This is a genomic window from Kitasatospora sp. P5_F3 (assembly GCF_054049135.1).
Genome location: NZ_JBFUMY010000009.1, coordinates 58,288 through 78,167 on the forward strand (window position 1 = coordinate 58,288; position 19,880 = coordinate 78,167).

Here is a 19,880-nt window from a genome sequence, read left to right on the forward strand (position 1 = left end):
AACACGCCGACCGGAATGGCCGGTTCGTGTGCCGTGGGGCGCGTGTGGCTAGTGAGTGCGCCGGGGTGGCGCGAGGGCGGTCGACAATCCTGCCCACGCGCCGGGTCGATGACCGCACCGCGCTGCCGCCATTCGGTGGGAGCGGCAGGTGAGCGACGGTGTGTCTGCCTACGAACCGGCTGTTCCCGGACTATGCGGATCGCAGGTCACGTCACGCTAATGGGCGAAAAGGGGAGCCGGTACTGGCGCTTTGTCGATTTGTTGCGGAAACCTGTTCCTCGGCGTCGCAGCCCCGCAGCTGTTCGTCTGGCCGCGAACTCCTGCAAGCAGTAAGCGCAGTACCGGAAGTACCGCAGCAGCTATCTGGAGGCTTTACATGGCTCGCACTCGCACCACCCGACTGGTCGGCCTGCTGGCCGCCGCCCCGCTCGCAGCCGCTCTGCTGCTCGTGGGCGCCGGCGCCGCCTCGGCCGACAACGGAGCCCTGGCGGGAGACGGTTCCAACAGCAGCGTGGTGTCCAACGTCGGCAGCGGGAACATCTTCGGCACCGTCACCGGCAACTACAACCAGACCCAGCAGGTGGCCACCGGCTCCGGCGCGTCGAACCAGAACAACAACTTCCAGGTCAAGGACAACACCGGCTTCATCTTCAGCGACCAGGGCAACCGGGACTTCAACTTCGTCTTCGCGCCGGTCTTCCACTGAGTGGTCCCGCACCGTCCGGCGGGGGCGCCGGACAGCGGGAGCGGGCCAGGGTGAGCTGAGCACCCGGCCGCACGACCGACCGAGCCGTACGGGGTGGAGAGGGTCACTCACTCCCGGTACAGCGCGTACACCTCTGTGGGCGGTGGCGGTGGTCGGCCCCGCCCCCGGGGAGGTGCGGGGCCCGGGCGGGGGCGGGGCCGGGGGGGGCAGCGCGCTCACCGCGGGCTCCAGGCTGACCAGCACGCTGAACACCCGCTGCGGCAGCCGCCGCAGCGCGGTCATCTCCAGCACGTACGGGATCACCGGCAGCAGCAGCGCCACCCCGGCCACCCCGAGCAGCAGCGTGACCGGCGACTCGGTGGCGGCCAGCCCGTGCCAGGCCTCGACCGCCCCGAACGGCGCGACCAGCACCGCGCTGACGGACAGTGAGACCGCGAGTCCCTGAAAGCCCTGGAAGGTGGCGCCGACCTTGTCGGTCAGCAGGATGTACCCGGCGTAGCAGGCGGCCGACCCGAAGGCGCAGGCCAGCCCGACCGGGTCCAGGCCGCCGCCGCTCCCGTGGCCGCCCTCGCCCAGCAGCGTGAGCAGCGCGACCCCGCCGCCCGCGAGCAGCGCCCAGAGCAGATGGGTCAGCCGGCGGGACAGTGCCAGCGCCACGCCGAGCGGGCCGAGGAACTCGATGGTCGCGGCGGTGCCCATCGGCAGCCGGTCCACCGCCCCGGCGAACAGCAGGGTCATCCCGGCCGAGGCCAGCCCGAGCAGCGCGGTCGAGCCGAGCTCCCGCGCGCCGCGTCCGCGCAGCCGGGGCCTGGTCAGCGCCAGCAGGACGGCCGCCGCGAAGGTCAGCCGGAGGAAGGTCGCGCCGCCGACCCCGAGCTGTCCGAACAGCGGCTTGGACAGCGCGATGCCGAGCTGCACGGCGAACATCGCCACCACACAGAGCACCGGCGCCGGGACCCGGGCGGACCATCGGGGGCCGGTGGGGTGGTCGGCGCGGCGGTCGGTGCGGTGGTCGGTGGACAGGTCGAGGCTGGACATGCGGATCAGTCTCGCGTAAGGACCGTAATCCCGGCAAGCACATGACTATGCAGGTGCGGACGGGTGAATTCACCGGCCGGACCTCGCATTTGTCTGACGATTGGTCAGTATCGAGAGGTGATGCGCTTTCTGGGCCCCGCTGCCCTCACTGCGGCCTCCCTCGTCCTGCTGCTCGCCACCGACGGGCTGCCGGACGGCAGCACCGCGTCGGCGGCGGAGCCGGTGGCGGCCGCCACTCCCCAGTCGGCTGGTGCAGCTGCCCCGCCCCCGGTCGTCCTCCGGGCCACCGTGCTCGCCGACCGTCCCGGGACCAGGGCGCAGCCGGCCCGGCGGCTGTTCGCCGGACCCGGCTTCGACGTCTGCACCGCCCCGTCGCTGGAGGCCATGACGGCCTGGAAGCAGAGCTCCCCCTACGGTGCGGTCGGCATCTACGTCAGCGGTGGCCAGCGCGGCTGCTCACAGCCCCGGCTGACCGCGGACTGGGTCCGAAAGGTCCGGGCGATGGGCTGGCAGCTGATGCCCACTCACGTCGGCCTGCAGGCACCGTGCAGCACGCTCGGCAACAAGCCGAAGCGGATCGACCCGGCCACCGCCGTCCAGCAGGGCCAGGCCGAGGCGGCCGAGGCCGCCGCCGCGCTGCGCTCCCTGGGCCTGGGCCAGGGCAGCCCGGTCTACCTGGACATCGAGTCCTACCCGCGCGGCGACCGGTCCTGCGCCCAGAGCGTGATCGACTTCACCGTCGGCTGGACCCGGAAGCTTCATCAGGAGGGCTTCCGCTCGGGCTTCTACTCCAGCGCGGACTCCGGCGTCTCCGACCTGGCCGCCGCCGCCCGCGCGGGCAGCGCCCCGCTCCCCGACGCGGTCTGGTACGCCCGCTGGGACGGCCGGGCGGACACCGCGGGGGCCGGCAGTCTCGACCCGGACCAGTGGTCCGCCCGCCAGCGCATCCACCAGTACCAGGGCAACGTCCAGGAGACCTGGGGCGGCGCCACCCTCAGCATCGACCGGAACCAGGTGGACGGACCGGTCGCGAGCTGAGGCCGGGCCGACTGTGCCCGATCTGCGGGGGCGGCGTGACTTTCGCCGCTGACAGTCCGGTGCCTTGACGACAGAATCGGGGCCGAGCAGCATCGCCTTACTCGCCAGTAGAAGTAGTGGCGCGCTGCCCTGCCCGCCCGGTCAAGGAGGACCCGCGTGTTCAGCACGATGCAGGACGTACCGCTCACCGTCGCCCGGATTCTGACGCATGGCTCGACCCTGCACGGCAACTCCACCGTCACCACCTGGGACGGCACCGGGCCGGTGGTCCGCACGTACGCCGAGATCGGGGCGCGGGCCGGGCAGTTGGCGCACGCGCTGCGGGACGAGCTCGGGGTGACCGAGGGGACCACGACGGCGACCTTGATGTGGAACAACTCCCAGCACCTGGAGGCGTACCTCGCCGTCCCGTCCATGGGCGCGGTGCTGCACACCCTCAACCTGCGGCTGCCCGGGCACCAGTTGGCGTTCATCATCAACCACGCCGCCGACCACGTGATCCTGGTCGACGGCAGCGTGCTGCCGCTGCTCGCCGCGGTGCTGCCGCAGCTCAACCCGACGCTCAAGCACATCGTGGTGAACGGTCCCGGCGACCGCTCGCTGCTGGACGGCTTCGCCGGCCGGGTGCACGACTACGAGGCACTGATCGCGGACCGGCCCACCGACTACCCGTGGCTGACCGACATCGACGAGCGCCGGGCCGCCGCGCTCTGCTACACCTCCGGCACCACCGGCGACCCCAAGGGCGTTGCGTACAGCCACCGTTCGGTCTACCTGCACTGCATGCAGGTCAACTCGGCCGACAGCTTCGCCCTGACGGTCCGTGACATCGCGCTGCCGGTGGTCCCGATGTTCCACGTGAACGCCTGGGGCATGCCGTACGCCGCCTTCATGTCGGGCGCCGACCTGCTGATGCCGGACCGCTTCCTCCAGCCCAAGCCGCTGGCCGAGATGATCGACCGGGTGAAGCCCACCGTGGGCGCCGCCGTGCCGACCATCTGGAACGGCCTGCTGGACGAGCTGGACGCGGGCTCCTACGACACCTCCTCGCTCCGGATGGTGGTGATCGGGGGTTCGGCCTGTCCGCCCGCCCTGATGCGTGGCTTCGAGGAGCGGCACGGCATCCGGGTGGTGCACGCCTGGGGCATGACCGAGACCTCGCCGCTCGGATCCTTTGCTCAGCCCCCGGCCGGTCTGACGCCGGAGCAGGAGTGGCCCTACCGGGTCAGCCAGGGCCTGTTCCCCGCCTCGGTGGAGGCCCGGCTGATCGGGCCCGGCGGCGAGCGGATGCCGCACGACGGCGTCGCGGCAGGCGAGTTGGAGGTGCGCGGGCCGTGGATCGCCGGTGCCTACTTCGCCGGTGCGGGCCAGGAGCCCGAGCGGCCCGAGGACAAGTTCAGCCCGGACGGCTGGCTGCGCACCGGTGACGTCGGCACCATCACCCCCGACGGTTACCTGACGCTGACCGACCGGGCCAAGGACGTGATCAAGTCCGGCGGCGAGTGGATCTCCTCGGTCGAGCTGGAGAACCAGCTGATGGCCCATCCCGAGGTGGCCGAGGCCGCAGTGGTGGCGGTGCCCGACGAGCGGTGGGGCGAACGGCCGCTGGCCACCGTGGTCCTGCGGCCCGGCGCGACCGTCGGCCTCCCCGAACTGCGGGCCTTCCTCGCCGAGCGGATCGCCTCCTGGCAGCTGCCCGAGCGCTGGTCGATCGTCGAGTCCGTCCCGAAGACCTCGGTCGGCAAGTTCGACAAGAAGGTCATCCGCGCCCAGTACGCAGCCGACGACCTCGACGTGACGACACTCGGCAAGAACTAGTCGCACCACCAGGGGCTCGGGGAACTGCGACGCCGACCTCAGGAGCGTTCAACGTGCGTAAACGGTCAGGCACTTTCGCCTTTGACCCGCACGCCAGACCTCCTCGCAGTTCCCCGAGCCCCTGGTGGCTGATGCCCAGAGGGCCTAGCTGCGCGCTGCGCTCACCTCGCCGAGGCTGCCGATCCGGCCGAGCAGGTCGACGATGCGGGACTGGACGTCCTCGGAGGTGGAGCGTTCGGCGAGGAAGAGCACGGTCTCGCCGGTCCGCAGTCGGGGCAGTTCCTGCGGGTCGAGGTCGACCGAGGTGTAGACGACCAGCGGGGTGCGGTGCAGTCGGTCGTTGGCGCGCAGCCAGTCCAGCAGGCCGACCCGGCGGCGCCTGATCTGCAGCAGGTCCATCACCACCAGATTCGGCTGCACGCTGCTGGCCCGGGAGACCGCGTCGTTCTCGTCGGTGGCGTGCTCGACGTGCATGCCGCGCCGCTCCAGGCTGGCGATCAGCGCGGCCGCGATGTCCGGGTCGGACTCGACCAGCAGCACCCGGGAGGAGTGGTTCTCACTGTCCTTGGGCGCCAATGCCCGGAGCAGGACGGCCGGATCGGCCCCGTACGCGGCGTCCCGGGTGGCCTGCCCCAGACCGGCGGTGACCAGGACCGGCACCCGGCTGTTGAGCGCGGCGGTCCGCAGCGACTGCAGGGCGGTGCGGGTGATCGGCCCGGTCAGCGGGTCGACGAAGAGCGCGGCGGGGTACGAGGACACCTGGGCGTCCACCTCCTCGCGGGAGCGGACGATCACCGGCCGGTAGCCGCGGTCCTGGAGCGCCTGTTTGGTGGACGGGTCGGGCTCGGGCCAGACCAGCAGCCGGCGTGGGCCGCCGTCGACGGTCGGCACCACCATGGTCGGCGGGTCCTCGGCCATGACCGGTGCCGACTCCCGCCCGGCCAGGGCGAGTTCGGCGGTCGGCCGCGGGGGCGTACGAGGCTCGACGGGCGCCGGGGGCTCGCTGCTCTGCTCCGGCGCACTGGCCAGGGCGGGCAGGGCGGGCAGCGCGGGACGCTCGACCGGCGCGGACTGCTGCGGGAAGGCGTTCGGGAACGCCCCCGCGAAGCCACCCGAGGGGCGGGGCGGGGCCAGCTCGCCGAGCCCGCTGCCGACCGGCCGGGGCGGCTCGGGCGCGGCCTCCGGTTCGGTCCGCGGCTGCTCGGCCGGCGGTTCGGACCGGCTTGCGCCGGAAGGGAGTTCGAGTGCCCTGCGAGGCTCGGGCACCGGGCTGGGCTCCGACTGGGCGGGCAGCGCCAGCCGACGGCGGCGGCCGGTCGGCTGGACGGCCGGCTGCTCGGTCGGAGCGGGCGGCACCTCGGGCAGCGCCAGTTCGAGGCCGGGGTAGACCGGCGTGCCGGGGTCGGGCACCCCGGGGATCGACAGCGACTCGGGCAGCCCCCGACGACGGCGCCCGCTGCGGGCGTTCTCCTCCTCGGCCGCGACCGGCTCGGCAGCCACCGGCTCCGACGTCGGCGCGAGCACCGGTGCGGGCACCGGCACTGCGGCCGGCTCGGGCATCGGCTGGGACACCGGCGAGGTCGTCGGGCCGGGGCCGAGGGCGATCGGGCCCCTGGTGGGCTCGGCCTGACGATCTGTCGGCCCGCTCGGCTCCGCCTCGGGCCGCTGCTCGTCGGTGCGGTCCGCCGGCTCCTCGGCCGCCTGTTCCTTGACGTCCGGGACGTCTGCCGGGGGGACCTCGGGGAGGTCCGGCAGCATCGCGGTGTCGGTCTCCTTGGGCACATGGTGGTGCACCGTCACGCCGGCCCCGGTCACCGTGGCCGGGTCGAGCGGGAGTTCCACCACGTACGTGGTGCCGGCCCGGGACGGGAGCTCGTGCCGCTGGAGCACTCCGCCGTGTCGCTCGACCGTGCTCCGGGCGATCGGCAGGTGGACCGGGTTGACCGTACGGGAAGGACCGCGCACCTCGATCCGGGCGACCTCGCCGCGCTGGGCGGCGGCCAGCACCACCATCGGTGCCTCGGCCACGCCGTCGGGGTTGGCGGTCGCGCCGGGCGTGTCCAGGGAGAGCGCCACGCCGCTGACGTCCGCCACCAGGTGGGCCAGGGCCCGGGCGAGCCGTTCGTGGTCGGCGACCACCACGACGCCCGCCGCGTGCACCGAGTACCTGACCCGGCCCGCGCCGACCAGCTCGCCCGCCTGCTCGACGGCGCGCTGGACCACCTTGTCCAGCCCGACCGGGCGACGGTCCAGCTCCTGCTGGCCGGTCTCGGCCTCGCTCTCGAACCGTTGGTGGGAGAGCACCCCGTCGATCAGCGTGCCGAACCGGCGGCACTCGTCGGCCAGCCGCCGCAGGGTCCAGTTGGCCTCCGGCCAGAGCTGCCCGGCCGGGTCGGCGGCCAGTGCGTCGATCCGCCGGTGCAGTGTGTCCAGCGCCCCGCCCAGCTCGCTCTCCAGAACGGCCGTCAGATGTTCGTTCCGCGCGACCAGTGCCAACTCCCTGGTCCGGTCGGTGAAGGTCATCACGGCGCCGACCAGCTGGTCGCCGTCCCGGACCGGGGCGGTGGTCAGGTCGACCGTCACCGGCCGCCCGTCCTTGCGCCAGAGCACCGCGCCCCTGACCCGGTGCTTGCGGCCCGAGGTCAGGGTGTCCAGCAGCGCCGAGCCCTCCAGGGCCAGCGGGCTGCCGTCCGCCTGCGAGTGCTGGATCAGCGGGTGCAGCTCGCGGCCGCCCAGCTCGCTGGCCCGGTAGTCGAGGATGTGCGCGGCGGCCGGGTTGACCAGCACCACGCGGCCTTCGAGGTCCACCCCGAGCACGCCTTCGGCGGCGGCCCGCAGGATCATCTCGGTCTGCTTGTGCTGCCTGCGCAGCTCGGCCTCGACGCCGAGCCGGCTGCTCAGGTCGCGGACCAGCAGGAGCAGCAGCTCACCGGCGGAGCCGCCGTCCTGGGGGTAGAGCGAGGTGTAGCCGGAGCTGCCGCGGGCCTCGCCGTCGTCCGTGAAGTCGTTGCCGGAGACCTCGACCGGGAAGGTCGAGCCGTCCGTCCGGCAGGCGGTCATCCGGACCGGCCGGTCCAGCCCCTCGGGCTCGCGCGGGGCGGGCCGCATCGAGCCGGGAATCCGGCTCGGGTCGAACTCGGGCAGCAGGGCCAGCACGCCCATCCCGACCAGCGAGGTGCCGGGGGTCTGCATGGCCTGGACGGCGGCGGAGTTGGCGTCCACGACTGTTCCGTTGCTGTTCACCAGCAACAGGGCGTCGGGCAGGGCATCGAGTATGGCGGCGAGGCGAGCAGCGCCTCGGATCGGCCTGCTGCTCACGTCGACAGGTCTCCTCACGGCTTGTGTCACGGCGTGCGACCGGCGGCTCGCGCTCTCCTCGGAAGACTGGAGTATCTCATTCTTCTTTGCGCCGTGGACGACCCGGCCGGTAACGTTGTCGGTGGTTGGTGTCAGGCCTTGGGGTTGTGGCATCATCTCAGTCGCACGGAGTGCACCGCTGGTCGGTGCGGTCCGTCGTGGAGGAGGCTTCGCCTAGTCCGGTCTATGGCGCCGCACTGCTAATGCGGTTTGGGCCTTCAAGCCCATCGAGGGTTCAAATCCCTCAGCCTCCGCCACTGGAGCCCCGCCGGTCAGAGACCGGCGGGGGTCATAGCTCAACGGATAGAGCACTTGACTACGGATCAAGAGGTTGCAGGTTCGAATCCTGCTGAGCGCACCACGCACCATCGCTCTGCGGCCTGTCAGTTGGGTCGCCCGAGCGCTCATAGCTCAACGGATAGAGCACTTGACTACGGATCAAGAGGTTGCAGGTTCGAATCCTGCTGAGCGCACAGATCGAAGGCCCCGGGTTCATCGCCCGGGGCCTTCGCCGTTCCCGGCAGCCTGCCCGCACAGCCACCTGGCCCGCCCGGTCACCGGACCCACGGTGCGGACCGCGGGGTGAGGAACCACTCGGACGAGGAGAGCGGCCGGCCGCTGCGCGCGGTCAGCGGCGCGGGGTCGTACCGGATCAGTTCGGGTTCGGCGTGCAGCTCGACCAGCAGCTCGGCGAGTTCGGGCGCGAGGTCCGGCGGGCCGCTGAGGTAGATGTCGTGGCCGGACCAGTCGGAGACGTGCCGCAGGCCGGTCCGCAGCAGGTCCACCGCCGCCTCCCGCTCGGCGCCGTCCTCGGGAGCCGCCAGCACCACCTCCAGCCAGGCGTGTTCGGCGACCAGGGCCCGGACGGCCGACAGGTCGTACTGGTCGGCGTCCTGCCGGGCGGCCAGGAAGACGGTGGCCGAGCGCTGCCGGCCGCGGGCCAGCTGCTCGATCAGCGCCTTGACGGTGGCCCAGCCGGTGCCGCCGGCCACGGCCAGCAGCGGCCGGTCGGAGCGCTGGTCGACCACGGTGTCCCCGATCGGCGGGCCGAGCAGCAGCGTCTCGCCCGGCAGTACGTCGTTCACCAGCAGGCTGCTCAGCTGCCCGCCGAACACCCGGCGGACGTGCAGCTCCAGGGTGCCGTCGGTGCGGGGCGCGCCCGCGATCGTGTACGAGCGCCAGAGCCGGGGGAGCCGGGGCGAGCTGAGCGAGAGGTACTGGCCGGCCGTGTAGGGGTACGGGCGGTCGGGCCGGAGGGTGAGCACCACCAGGTCGGCGGCCGCCCGCCGACGGTCCGTCACCTCGGCCTCCCACCAGGCCGGGGCCTGGGCATCGGCCCGGGCGCCCTCGAGCATGGCCTGCGAGATCACCGTGTACGCCTCGGACCAGGCCTTCTCGATCTCCTGGGTCCAGGAGTGGCCGGAGAAGTGCCGCAGCGCGGCGAGCAGGCTGGCTCCGACGGCGGGGTAGTGCTCGGCGGCGGCCCGGAACTTCCGGTGGTCCCGGCCGAGCGCGCGCAGGTACTCGGTGAACTGGTCCGACTGTTCGAGCTGGAGCACCACCTGGGTGAGTGCGTGGAACAGACGGTCGCGTTGCTCGGTCAGCTCTGCGGGGAACAGTCGGCGAAGCTCCGGGCTGTGTGCGAACAGGTGCACGTAGAAGTACTTGACCAGCTGGTCGGCCCGGCGCTCGACGACGGCGAAGCTGGCGCGGATGAGCGCGGGGTCGAAGGACACTGCGCAGATTCTACGCAAGCTGCGAATTATTCGAACAGGTATCAGTAATGAACGGTCAAGCACCGGACAGTAACGACCGGTTGGCCACCAACCCCGAGTGGCTGAAAACGGATAACCCGTCAGTTTCCTAGGCTGCCGGACGAGTGACCGCCAATCGGGTAGCACTGGGGCATTCCTCGCGGTGTCACGGTATGACGGACTCCAGATCGTGATTCCGTTTTGTCAGAACTTATGCCTGCCGCACCGGTTGGCGGCCGACACCGAAGGAGAGCCGGATGAGCCGACAGTCCTCCCATGCCGCCGAGTCGTCAGCCACCAGCTCGGGCAGGTGGGCCACGAGACCGCCGAGACGGAACGGAATCACCCGGAAAATGGCCGCGATCACGGCCACCGGGCTTCTGGTCGGCGGGAATCTGACCCTGCTCGGCCCGGCTGCCGAAGCCCAACAGACCCCGGAATCCTGGACCGCCGAGCGCCGGGCCGTCCTGCCGTCCGGTCTCGGCATCCAGTTCGACTTCGCCCCCCTCCCCGGAATCGCGGTCCGGACCGCCCCCGGAAAACTCGCCACCGGCGGCCCCGGATACGCGGACGGGCTGCGCGGTGGAGACCCGGCCACCCGCTTCGAACTCGGCGTGGAACGCCCGACGGCTGACGGCTCCTGGCGCACCCTCGGCACCCTTCAGCTCTCCTTCGGCCGCGCCGTCCGCAATCCCCGGCTGCACCTCAGCGGCCTGGCCGCACTTGCTACCGGCAAGGGCGGCACCACCGGGACCGCGAGCCGACTGACCGTCACGGGCGGCTCCCCGAGCGCCCCCAGCCTGGTCGCCCGCACCGACTGGGCCGGCTGGACGGTCGGCGACAACGCCCTGACCCCGACCGGCGAGGGCGCCACCGACGGAACCACCCCCGGTAGCGGCACGCTCGAACTCTCCGGCACCGTCAGCACGGTGACCTTCCGGGTCGAACAGCGCAGCACTCCACGGGACGGTTCCAGCACCGCCCCCGAGCCGCTGGCACAGGCGTACACCGTCACGCTCGACGAAGGCGTCGGCACCGCCCCGCAGGGGTACGGGAACGTCTCGCACCTGGTCTCCGACGTCTTCCTCGGGCGGACCGCCACCGGTACCGCCGCGGTGCGGCCGACCGTCGCCGGCGCCTCCGCGCAGCGGCTGGTGCCCGCCGGCAGCTCGGCCCCGCAGGAGCCGGCCGAACTGCGCGAGCGGGAACAGCCGATGGTCGAGCTGGACGGCGGAGCGAGCCGCCGAAGCCCGTGGGCCAACCCGGCCCCGCCGGAACTCCAGCCCGGGCGCGGGGAGTACCAGGGTGCCGACCCGACCGTCCAGTTCCCCGCCGAGGCGGCGATCGGGCGGTACTACGGCCTCACCGTGCCGGTCAGCCCCGGCCCGGGCCCGGCCATCCTGGCCGGCTGGATCGACTTCGACCACAACGGGAGATTCGACGCCACCGAACGGGTGCAGAGCGAGGTGGTGGTCGGCGCGAAGAGCGCGCAGCTGGAGTGGACCGTCCCCGGAAACGCCGCCGCCGGTGAGACCTGGGCCCGGCTGCGGATCGCCCGCAACTCCGCCCAACTCGTCACCCCCGGCGGCTTCGCAGACTCCGGCGAGGTGACCGACCAGCAGATCAAGCTCGCGGTCGGAGCCGCCCGGCCGGAGATCACCGGCCCGGTCAGCGGAGCCGTGGTGGCCGATCCCCGCCCGGAGATCCGGGGCGAAGCCGGGGTGCAGGGCGCCACCGTCGCGATCATGGCCGGTGACACCACGCTCTGCCGGGCCACCGTGGGCAAGGACGGCCGGTGGAGCTGCCGACCCGACACGCCGCTCCCGGCGGGCAGCCACGCCCTCACCCCGGTGGAGACCACCAAGGGTGGTGTGGTGCTGCGCGGCGAGGAGATCAAGATCACCGTCAAGACCGAACCGCCGGCCGCGCCGGTCCTCACCCTGCCCGAGTACACCAACGACCCGGGCCTGCTGCTCACCGGCACCGGCGACCCCGGCAGCGCCGTCTCGGTGGTGGACGCCGCCAACGCCCCCGGCGCGGGGCGGATCGCCGGCGAGCTGTGCAGCACCGCCGTGGCGGCCGACCACAGCTGGTCCTGCCTGCCGGTCGAGAACCTCGCCGACGGCAAGCACCAGCTGACCGCAGCGGCCACCGACGGCGCGGGCAACCGGACGGCCGGCCAGCCGGTGCCGCTCACGGTCGACACCGTGGCGCCGCCCCGGCCGGTGCTCGGCTCGCCCGCCGCAGGCACCGAACTCACCTCCGCCCGCCCCCGGCTGACCGGCCGGGCCGAACCCGGCTCCACCGTCACCGTCACCACCCGGGGCGGTACGGCTGGGGAGCGGGTGGTCCTGTGCACCGCCGTGACCGGGGTGGACGGAGCCTGGAGCTGCACGCCCGCCCGGGATCTGACGGCGGGTGAGCAGACCCTGGTGGTCACCGCCACCGACCGGGCCGGCAACGCCACCTCGGCGGACGCGGTCACGGTCACGGCGCGGCCGGTGGCGGTGCCGTCGGCTTCGGCGTCGCCGTCGGTGCCCGGGTCGCCCTCGCCCTCGCCCTCGCCCTCGGCTTCCGCTTCGGCGTCTGTCGCTGCCTCGGCCTCTGTGGTGCCGTCAGTCGTACCGTCGCCGTCGCCGGTGCTGGCTTCGCCTGCGGTCACACCCGTACCCGTTCCGTCGGTGCCGTCGCCCTCGGGGTCGGTGGCCGGTGTCGAACCTCCGTTCGGCGAGCCGGTGTTGACGCCCGACCAGGCTGCGGCGATTCTGCCGATCGTGGTTCCGCCGGTGATGGCCGAGCAGCCTGCGGTGCTTCCGTCACCGGCCCCCTCGGTCGTGCCTGTGCCGTCCCCGTCCTCGCCTGTGACCCCGTCCTCGTCCCCGTCCCCGTCCCCGTCCCCATCCCCGTCCGTGGCTGCGGTCGCGCCGCCGGCCGGGTCGGCAGCACCGTCGGCCTCGGTGGCCGTTCCGGTCGACGGGTCGGCCTCGCCGGCGGTCGGCGTGGTGGCGGCGGCGAGTGCCGTGGCCGCAACGAGCGCCACGCCCGTCATGAGCGCCACGCCCTCGCCCGCAGCGAGCACTTCGCCGACGGTGAGCGCGAGCCCCACCCCCTCCGCCACGAAGGCCGCCGCGCCTGCTGCTCCCGCCGCTCCAGGGGAGCCCGAGGGGTCCGACTCCGGCAGTCCGGCTGCTTCGGCTTCGGCCGATCCGACGGGTCCGGAGGCGCGCAACCTCGCCGCGCCGCCGGCCGGCGCCGAGCGTCCTAGCTCCGAGACGTGGCGTACGGCGGCCTGCGGTGTGCTGCTGATGCTGGCGGCGGTCGGACTGCTCACCCGTCGGGTGTTCGGTCGCGGTCCGGGTGGGCGGCGACGCCGCTGAGCTGGGGATCTGACGGCGCGTCGCCCGACGCGCCGTCAGATAGGCTGCGACACGCCGCGCACTAAATGTCGCATTTGATGACTTATCAACTTAGCCTGAATCTGGCACCGCCCGTCAGATCCGGGCCGCCCGTTGCGCGACACACCGACCCCCAAGGAACCGTGCATGGACGTCACCCGCGAATCTTCGCCGCGACCCAACTCCTGGCCTCCCGCCCCGCCCGAGCTCCCCCAGCGTGGCGGCGGTGCCACCCAGCTCAGCAAGGCGGTCGCGGACGCGGTCGCCAAGCCGTTGATCAAGGCCCGGCCGGTGACCGTCCAGGACGAGCTGGACTGCGGTCCGGTCACCGCGCCGGTCGGCGCGTCGAGCAGTGAGTCCCGGGCGAGCCGCCGTCCGCCCCGGACCGATTCCACCCTCCGTGAGCAGTCGGCCCGTTCGCTGCCCGGCTGGCTCGCCCTGCTGGTCCTACTGGCCGCGCTGGCCGGCGTGGTCCTGGTACTCGCCCGGGCGGGGGTGATCCCGCATCTCGACGCACTGCCCGACCTCCGCAGCAGTGCCGCCAAGGCCAGTGGTGGGGCCGAGATCACCGCCCCCTCGATCGCCGCCGTCTCGGCGGCCGGACTGGTGGTGCTGGTGACGCTGGCCGGACTGCTGGTCAACGCCGGTGGCGAGACCCGGGTGCTCACCCGCTGGGGCCGCTACCGGGGAACTGTCCGCCGTACCGGCCTGCTCTGGGTCAACCCGCTGCTGCGCCGCCGTCGGGTGGACATCCGGCTGCGCCACTGGCGCAGCGAGCCGGTCCAGGTCGCCGACCGCACCGGCACCCCGATCGTGGTCCGGCTGCTGATCGTCTGGCGGGTCCGGGACACGGCCAGGGCGACGCTCGCCATCGCCGAACACGAGGACTACCTGCGCGAGCAGGTGCACGCGGTGCTCACCCGTACCGCGAGTGCCCTGCCCTGCGACAGCAACTCCGTGCCCGGCCCCGCCCTGCGGGACGGCCAGTGGTTCGCCGACGAGCTGACCAGGTCGCTGGCCGCCGAGGCGGCTCCGGCCGGGATCGAGGTCTACTCGGTCCAGCCGCTCGCCCTCGACTACGCGCCGGAGGTGGCCGAGAGCATGCGCCGCCGCCGCCTCGCGGACCTGGACGCCGGTCTGCGGACCGTCCTGGTGGACGACGCGGTCGAGGCCGCCGCCCTCGCGGTCCGCCGCCTGGAGCGGGCCACCGCCCACGAGTTGGACGAGGCCGCTCGCAGCGCGCTGATGGAGCACCTGCTGGTCGCGTTCGTTGCCCCCGCCGGGGTGGCCGCCTCGGTACCCTCGCCGGCCGCCCGGGCCGGGAGGAAGGAAGGAAAGCCCGCGTGAAGATAGCCACCGACCGCTCCCTGATCGGTTTCTCCGACATCTCCCCGACCGCCGGACCGTGCACCTGCGCCCACTGCCTGGCCGCTGCCCGCCAACTGCTCAGGGACCGGAGTGCCGCCGGACCCGGCGGTGCCGACGGCGGCCGAATACATCGGGCGGTCCGTGCCACCTGTGTCGCCACCACCGTGCTGGCCGGCGCGGGAGTGGTCGGGCTCGGGCTGGGGGCGACCACCGCGAACGCCATGCCGGCGCCCAGCAAGCAGGGTTGGGACGGTTCGAAGTACTGGTTCAAGAACGCCGGCGGCGAGTGGCGCTACACCAGCTACCTCTCGGTCTACCAGTCCCGCACCGGCCAGGGCTCGGGTTCGTCCCCCTCGTCCACTAACTCCGCTGGTATCCAGCAGGGTTGGGACGGCTCGAAGTACTGGTTCAAGAACAGCAGTGGCGAGTGGCGATACACCAGCCATCTCTCGGTGTACCAGGCCCGCACCGGTCAGTCCGGTGGTGGCAGCACCACTCCGGCCCCCACGCCAACCCCTCCGACGGCGCCCTCGACGCCTGCCGACGGCAGCATCGAGTCGGCGATCGCCTTCGCCTCGGCCCAGCTCGGCAAGCCGTACGTCTGGGGCGGCAACGGCCCGTCCGGCTTCGACTGCTCCGGCCTGGTGCAGCAGGCGTACCGCCGGGCCGGGATCAACCTGCCGCGGGTCGCGGACGACCAGTACGCGGCCATCAGCCACATCGGGTCGGGCGAACTCCGCCGGGGTGACCTGATCTTCTGGTCCAGCAGCAGCCGGGCCTCGGGCATCCACCATGTCGCCATCTACCTCGGCAACAACAAGTACCTGGAAGCCGCCCGCCCAGGCACCACCATCCGCATCTCGACCCTGAGCAAGGGCTATTTCCCGACCCACTTCGGCCGCCCGTAGCTCGGGCCGGTACGACTTCCCGGCGCACCGGGAGTCCGCGCGAGCTGCCAACCCGGCAGCTCAGCGCCAGCTCCGCCGGCCGGAGCTCCAGCCGGCCCGCCGCCAGCAGGGGCGGCAGCTGCTCCACCGTCCGTGCGCTGGCGATCGGCGCCGCGACGGTCGGCTGCGCGGCCAGCCAGGCCAGTGCGACGGTGGCCTGCGCCACGCCGTGTGCGGCGGCGACCTGGTCGAGGGCGTCCAGCACCTTCGGCCCGCGCGGGTCCTCCAGGTAGCGCGCGGCGCCGAGCGCCCGGGCGCTCTGCACCGTGGCGCCGCCCGGCCGGTACTTGCCGGTCAGGAAGCCGGAGGCGAGTGCGTAGTACGGCACGGCGGACAGCCCGTGCGCCGCGACCACGTCGGCGAGCGGTCCCTCGTACGTGCCGCGGGAGACCAGGTTGTAGTGCGGCTGCACGGCGACGTACGCCGCCAGGCCCTCCCGGGCCGAGAACTCCAGCGCCTCGGTGAGCCGCTCCGCGCTGATGTTGGAGGCGGCCACCGCCCGGACCTTGCCCTCCCGCACCAGCTGGTCGAGGGCGGGGACGAACTCCTCGACCGGCGTCCCGGTGTCGTCCCGGTGGGTGTAGAGCAAGTCGATGTGGTCGACCCCGAGCCGGCGCAGGGACTCCTCGACGGCGGACTTGACGGTCACGGCGGCCAGCCCGCTGGCCTCCGGGTGGGCGCCGACCTTGGTCGCCACCACGATGTCGGCGCGGTTGGCCCGGCTGCGCAGCCAGTCGCCGATGATCGTCTCGGACTCGCCGCCGGTGTTGCCCGGCACCCAGGACGAGTACACGTCGGCGGTGTCGACGAAGTTGCCGCCGCCGGCCGCGTACGCGTCGAGTACGGCGAAGGACTCCGCCCGGTCGGCGGTCCAGCCGAACACGTTGCCGCCGAGCGAGAGGATGGACACGGCGAGATCCGAACCGCCGAGGGTCACCTTGTGGGGAGCGTCGCTGAGGTTGTCGGTCATGACCGGAGTCAACCGGATCACGCGGATCGCCATTCCGGTCCGGGGCCACTCTTCACGAGGCTGTCGCATGCCCGTTGCAGTCGCCGGTCGCGGGCCGGCGGCCGGTCACTCCTACGAGGGGTCCGGGGTGTTCCCCGACCGGCAGGGTTGGCTAGAGTCCTGCCATGGCTGACAACGACTACGACCCCGCCGGCAACACCCAGATGTTCCGGGCGTTCGTCGAAGAGACCCCGGCCGCCCAGGCGCCCGGTTCGGTCACCACCTACGGCAGCGCCAGTGGCAACAGCAACCGCACCGGCCTGGTCGCCGGCATCGCGGTCGTCGCTCTGCTGGTGCTCGGCGCCGTGATCTGGCTGGCCGTCAAGTAACCACTCCGCCACCTAGCCACTCCGCGGCACCCCGGCTCCGGCCGGGTGCCCGGTGCTGCGCGCGGACGCGACGGGCCCGATCGGACAGAACCTAGACTGGCCGGGCCCGAGCGACCCGTACACCAGTGCCACCGGAGGCCCCCGTGACCCAGCAGTCCACCGAGATCGCCCGCAGCCTCGGGCTGTCGGGAGCGGCCAACGCCCGCGACCTCGGCGGCTACCGGACCACGGACGGTGCGGTGCTGCGGCACGGTGTCGCCCTGCGGGCGGACGCGCTGAACCGGCTCACCGTCGAGGACGGCGCCCTGCTGGTCGCGGCCGGCGTCCGCCGGGTGGTCGACCTGCGCAGCACGGACGAGGTCCGGGAGGCGGGCCCCGACCTGATCCCCGGTCTGCCCACGGCCGACCTGGTCGAGCTCACGCGTTCCACCGAGCCGGTCACTGTCGAGCCGGTCGGTACGGAGGGTCCGACCCTGCATCACCTGCCGGTGTTCGCCGCCGACTTCGACATCTACGTGGCGCTGCGCGACGCGCTGGCCGACCGGGACGCGGACAAGCAGTTCGCGCTGCTCGGCAACGGCAAGGCGGCCGGGATGATGACCGGCCTGTACCGCTGGTTCGTCACCGACCCGGTGGCCCGGGACCGGTTCGCCACCGTGCTGCGGCTGCTGGCCGCGCCGGACGGCCCGCCGGTGCTGTTCCACTGCTCGGCGGGCAAGGACCGGACCGGCTGGGTGGCCGCGCTCACGCTGACCGCGCTCGGCGTCGACCGGGACACCGTGTTCGAGGACTACCTGCTCACCAACACCCGCTCGGCCGCGCTGATCGGGCACATCATGGAGAGCTTCGGCACCCAGGGCCTGATGAAGGACCCGACCCTGCTGCTGCCGGTCTTCCGGGCCGAGCGGGAGTACCTGGAGGCGGCCTTCGAGGAGGTCGCGACCGGCTGGACCTCCTTCGAGCACTTCTGGCAGCACGGTCTCGGCCTGGACGACACCGTGCTGGCCGGCCTGCGCGCCAACCTCCTGGCGTGAGTGCTGCTACTCGCTGATCAGCCCGGCCCGCAGCTGGGTCAGCGTCTTGGTCAGCAGCCGGGAGACGTGCATCTGCGAGATGCCGATCTCCTCGCCGATCTGGGACTGCGTCAGATTCCCGAAGAAGCGCAGCATGATGATCCGCCGCTCGCGCGGCGGCAGCTTGGCCAGCAGCGGCTTGAGCGACTCGCGGTACTCGACGCCCTCCAGCGCCAGGTCCTCGTAGCCGAGCCGGTCGGCCAGCGGGCCGTCGCCGTCCTCCTCGCCGGGGGTGGAGTCCAGCGAGCTGGCGGTGTACGCGTTGCCGACCGCGAGCCCCTCCACCACGTCCTCCTCGCTGACGCCGAGGAAGACCGCCAACTCGGCGACGGTGGGGGAGCGGTCGAGCTTCTGGGACAGCTCGTCGCCGGCCTTGGTCAGCGCCAGCCGCAGCTCCTGCAGTCGCCGGGGGACCCGGACCGACCAGCTGGTGTCCCGGAAGAAGCGCTTGATCTCGCCGACCACGGTGGGCATCGCGAAGGTCGGGAACTCCACCCCGCGCTCCGGGTCGAACCGGTCGATCGCCTTGATCAGGCCGATCGTGCCGACCTGGACGATGTCCTCCATCGGCTCGTTCCGGCTGCGGAAGCGGGCGGAGGCGTACCGGACCAGGGGCAGGTTGAGCTCGATCAGGGTGTCGCGGACGTACGTGTGCTCGACGGTGCCCGGCTCCAGCACGGCCAGCCGCTGGAACAGCGAACGCGACAGCGTCCGGGTGTCCAGCGTGCGGTCCACGGTGAGGACGGGCGAAGCCGTCTGCTGTGCCGGGATCTGCTGGGTCGGAAGCTGCTGCTCCGTCACCTGCTCGACCACCGACACGAGAGCCGCCGTCATACCGTGGCCCTCCGCACTGCCCAGCTCTCCGGACATGCTCCCCACCCCCTCGTGACTGACTGTTCAACGGGTATCACCCAGCGACAGTTCCCGGAGCCGAACGACCCCTCCAGCTCAATACCGGACCACGCGCCCCGGCAAACCCGAACGTCGCAAGATGTCACTCAGCGGTAACGCGCAGCGAGGACCCTACTCCTCCCAGGAGTTCCCGGTCCGTAGTCGGGTCAGGATCCTGGAGAGTAGCCGGGACACGTGCATCTGCGACATGCCCAGCTCGGTGCTGATCTGGGACTGTGTCAGGTTCGCGAAGAAGCGCAGCATGATGATCCGCCGCTCCCGCTCCGGTAGTTGCACCAGCAGGTGCCTGACCATGTCCCGGTGCTCCACGTCGGCGAGCGCCGAGTCCTCGTAGCCGAGCCGGTCCAGCAGGGCGAGCCCGCCCTCGTGCTCCTGGGCGGCCTCCAGCGAGGCCGCGTTGTACGCCCGGCCGGCCGCCAGGCAGGCCAGGACGTCCTCCTCCGGGATGCGCAGGTTGGCCGCGATCTCCGGCACCTTGGGCGAGCGGCCGTGAGTGATCGTCAGCTCCTCCATGGCACCGCTGACCTGGACCCAGAGCTCCTGCAGCCGGCGCGGGACGTGCATGGTGCGGACGTTGTCCCGGAAGTACCGCTTGATCTCGCCGAGGATGGTCGGCAGCGCATAGGTGGGGAACTGCACGCCCCGGGTCGGGTCGAACCGGTCGATCGCGTTGATCAGGCCGATCGTGCCGACCTGGACGATGTCCTCCATCGGCTCGTTCCGGCTGCGGAACCGGGTCGCGGCGTAGCGCACCAGCGGGATGTTCGCCTCGATCAGCGCCGCCCGCACCCGCTCGCGCTCCGGCGCACCCGGCGGCAGCTCGGACAGCCGCTCGAACAGCACCCTGGTCAGCGTCCGGACGTCCACCGAACTCCGGGCGCCCGGCGGACGCTCCCTCAACTCGACCAGCGGGTCGACCTGCTGAGCCTCGTCCGGCTCCTTCGGTACGGCCTCCTCGCCGGTCTCCGGCGCGCTGCTGCCCTGTGTCTGCACGGACACGTCACCCCTCCCAAGTCCCTGCGAATCCGACCCACCGGCTGTGGTCCGCGCTCGCTCATCACCTCGCCAGGTTCCGGCAAAACCGGTCATAGCATCACAAGTCGCGCACATCGCGGGCAAGTACCGGCGGTAGGCGT

Annotated in this window: 12 protein-coding genes, 3 tRNA genes and 1 pseudogene; 10 read left to right on the forward strand and 6 right to left on the reverse strand. The window is 72.4% G+C overall.

The features are described from left to right. Window positions 1-211 precede the first annotated feature (211 nt). Window positions 212-1,744, reverse strand: coding sequence for an EamA family transporter (locus ACXJMZ_RS07320; protein WP_457029139.1), 1,533 nt, complete (start codon window positions 1,742-1,744; stop codon window positions 212-214). Between the two features lie 120 nt (window positions 1,745-1,864). Here ACXJMZ_RS07320 and ACXJMZ_RS07325 point away from each other — a divergent pair, with 120 nt between their 5' ends. Together ACXJMZ_RS07325 and ACXJMZ_RS07330 are read left to right on the forward strand one after the other, a co-directional pair. Beyond that, window positions 1,865-2,782, forward strand: a complete 918-nt coding sequence (locus ACXJMZ_RS07325; protein WP_457029282.1) for a DUF1906 domain-containing protein — start codon at window positions 1,865-1,867, stop codon at window positions 2,780-2,782. Window positions 2,783-2,938: 156 nt separating this feature from the next. Beyond that, on the forward strand, window positions 2,939-4,600 hold the full coding sequence (locus ACXJMZ_RS07330; RefSeq protein ID WP_457029140.1) for a long-chain fatty acid--CoA ligase: 1,662 nt from the start codon (window positions 2,939-2,941) through the stop codon (window positions 4,598-4,600). A gap of 144 nt (window positions 4,601-4,744) precedes the next feature. Here ACXJMZ_RS07330 and ACXJMZ_RS07335 read toward each other — a convergent pair whose 3' ends face one another. Then, a complete protein-coding gene (locus tag ACXJMZ_RS07335; protein ID WP_457029141.1) occupies window positions 4,745-7,918 on the reverse strand; it encodes a PAS domain-containing protein in 3,174 nt (1,057 codons plus the stop codon). 202 nt (window positions 7,919-8,120) lie between these two features. Between ACXJMZ_RS07335 and ACXJMZ_RS07340 the strand changes: the two genes are divergently transcribed. From ACXJMZ_RS07340 to ACXJMZ_RS07350, 3 genes are all read left to right on the forward strand, one after another. Next, a tRNA-Ser gene (locus ACXJMZ_RS07340) sits at window positions 8,121-8,214 on the forward strand. 28 nt (window positions 8,215-8,242) lie between these two features. Next, window positions 8,243-8,318, forward strand: a tRNA-Arg gene (locus ACXJMZ_RS07345). Window positions 8,319-8,357: 39 nt separating this feature from the next. After that, window positions 8,358-8,430, forward strand: a tRNA-Arg gene (locus ACXJMZ_RS07350). A gap of 81 nt (window positions 8,431-8,511) precedes the next feature. Here the strand turns inward: ACXJMZ_RS07350 and ACXJMZ_RS07355 are convergent. Continuing rightward, window positions 8,512-9,693, reverse strand: coding sequence for a globin domain-containing protein (locus ACXJMZ_RS07355; protein WP_457029142.1), 1,182 nt, complete (start codon window positions 9,691-9,693; stop codon window positions 8,512-8,514). A gap of 371 nt (window positions 9,694-10,064) precedes the next feature. On the opposite strand from ACXJMZ_RS07355, the gene ACXJMZ_RS07360 reads away from it, so the two are divergent. The 3 genes from ACXJMZ_RS07360 to ACXJMZ_RS07370 all read left to right on the forward strand — a co-directional run bounded on the left by ACXJMZ_RS07360 (window position 10,065) and on the right by ACXJMZ_RS07370 (window position 15,382). Then, a complete protein-coding gene (locus ACXJMZ_RS07360) occupies window positions 10,065-13,088 on the forward strand; it encodes an Ig-like domain-containing protein (RefSeq protein WP_457029143.1) in 3,024 nt (1,007 codons plus the stop codon). Between the two features lie 165 nt (window positions 13,089-13,253). After that, window positions 13,254-14,453 (forward strand): SPFH domain-containing protein, encoded by a 1,200-nt coding sequence (locus ACXJMZ_RS07365; protein WP_457029144.1) that lies wholly within the window; start codon window positions 13,254-13,256, stop codon window positions 14,451-14,453. After that, the gene (locus ACXJMZ_RS07370) at window positions 14,450-15,382 is read left to right on the forward strand and encodes a C40 family peptidase (protein WP_457029145.1); all 933 of its coding nucleotides are present in this window, start codon (window positions 14,450-14,452) and stop codon (window positions 15,380-15,382) included. The genes ACXJMZ_RS07365 and ACXJMZ_RS07370 overlap by 4 nt, the downstream gene beginning before the upstream one ends. Before the next feature lie 61 nt (window positions 15,383-15,443). On the opposite strand, the pseudogene ACXJMZ_RS07375 reads toward ACXJMZ_RS07370, so the two are convergent. Continuing rightward, window positions 15,444-16,391 (reverse strand): annotated as a pseudogene (locus ACXJMZ_RS07375) (aldo/keto reductase); the annotation flags it as partial. Between the two features lie 164 nt (window positions 16,392-16,555). Here ACXJMZ_RS07375 and ACXJMZ_RS07380 point away from each other — a divergent pair. Then, complete coding sequence (locus ACXJMZ_RS07380; RefSeq protein ID WP_457029146.1) at window positions 16,556-16,759, forward strand: hypothetical protein; 204 nt, start codon at window positions 16,556-16,558, stop codon at window positions 16,757-16,759. A 143-nt stretch (window positions 16,760-16,902) separates the two neighbouring features. Beyond that, a complete protein-coding gene (locus ACXJMZ_RS07385; RefSeq protein ID WP_457029147.1) occupies window positions 16,903-17,793 on the forward strand; it encodes a tyrosine-protein phosphatase in 891 nt (296 codons plus the stop codon). 6 nt (window positions 17,794-17,799) lie between these two features. On the opposite strand, the gene ACXJMZ_RS07390 is transcribed toward ACXJMZ_RS07385, so the two are convergent. Both ACXJMZ_RS07390 and ACXJMZ_RS07395 read right to left on the reverse strand, forming a co-directional pair. After that, on the reverse strand, window positions 17,800-18,666 hold the full coding sequence (locus ACXJMZ_RS07390; RefSeq protein ID WP_457029283.1) for an RNA polymerase sigma factor SigF: 867 nt from the start codon (window positions 18,664-18,666) through the stop codon (window positions 17,800-17,802). A 189-nt stretch (window positions 18,667-18,855) separates the two neighbouring features. After that, window positions 18,856-19,854, reverse strand: coding sequence for an RNA polymerase sigma factor SigF (locus tag ACXJMZ_RS07395; protein WP_457029284.1), 999 nt, complete (start codon window positions 19,852-19,854; stop codon window positions 18,856-18,858). Window positions 19,855-19,880 lie beyond the last annotated feature (26 nt).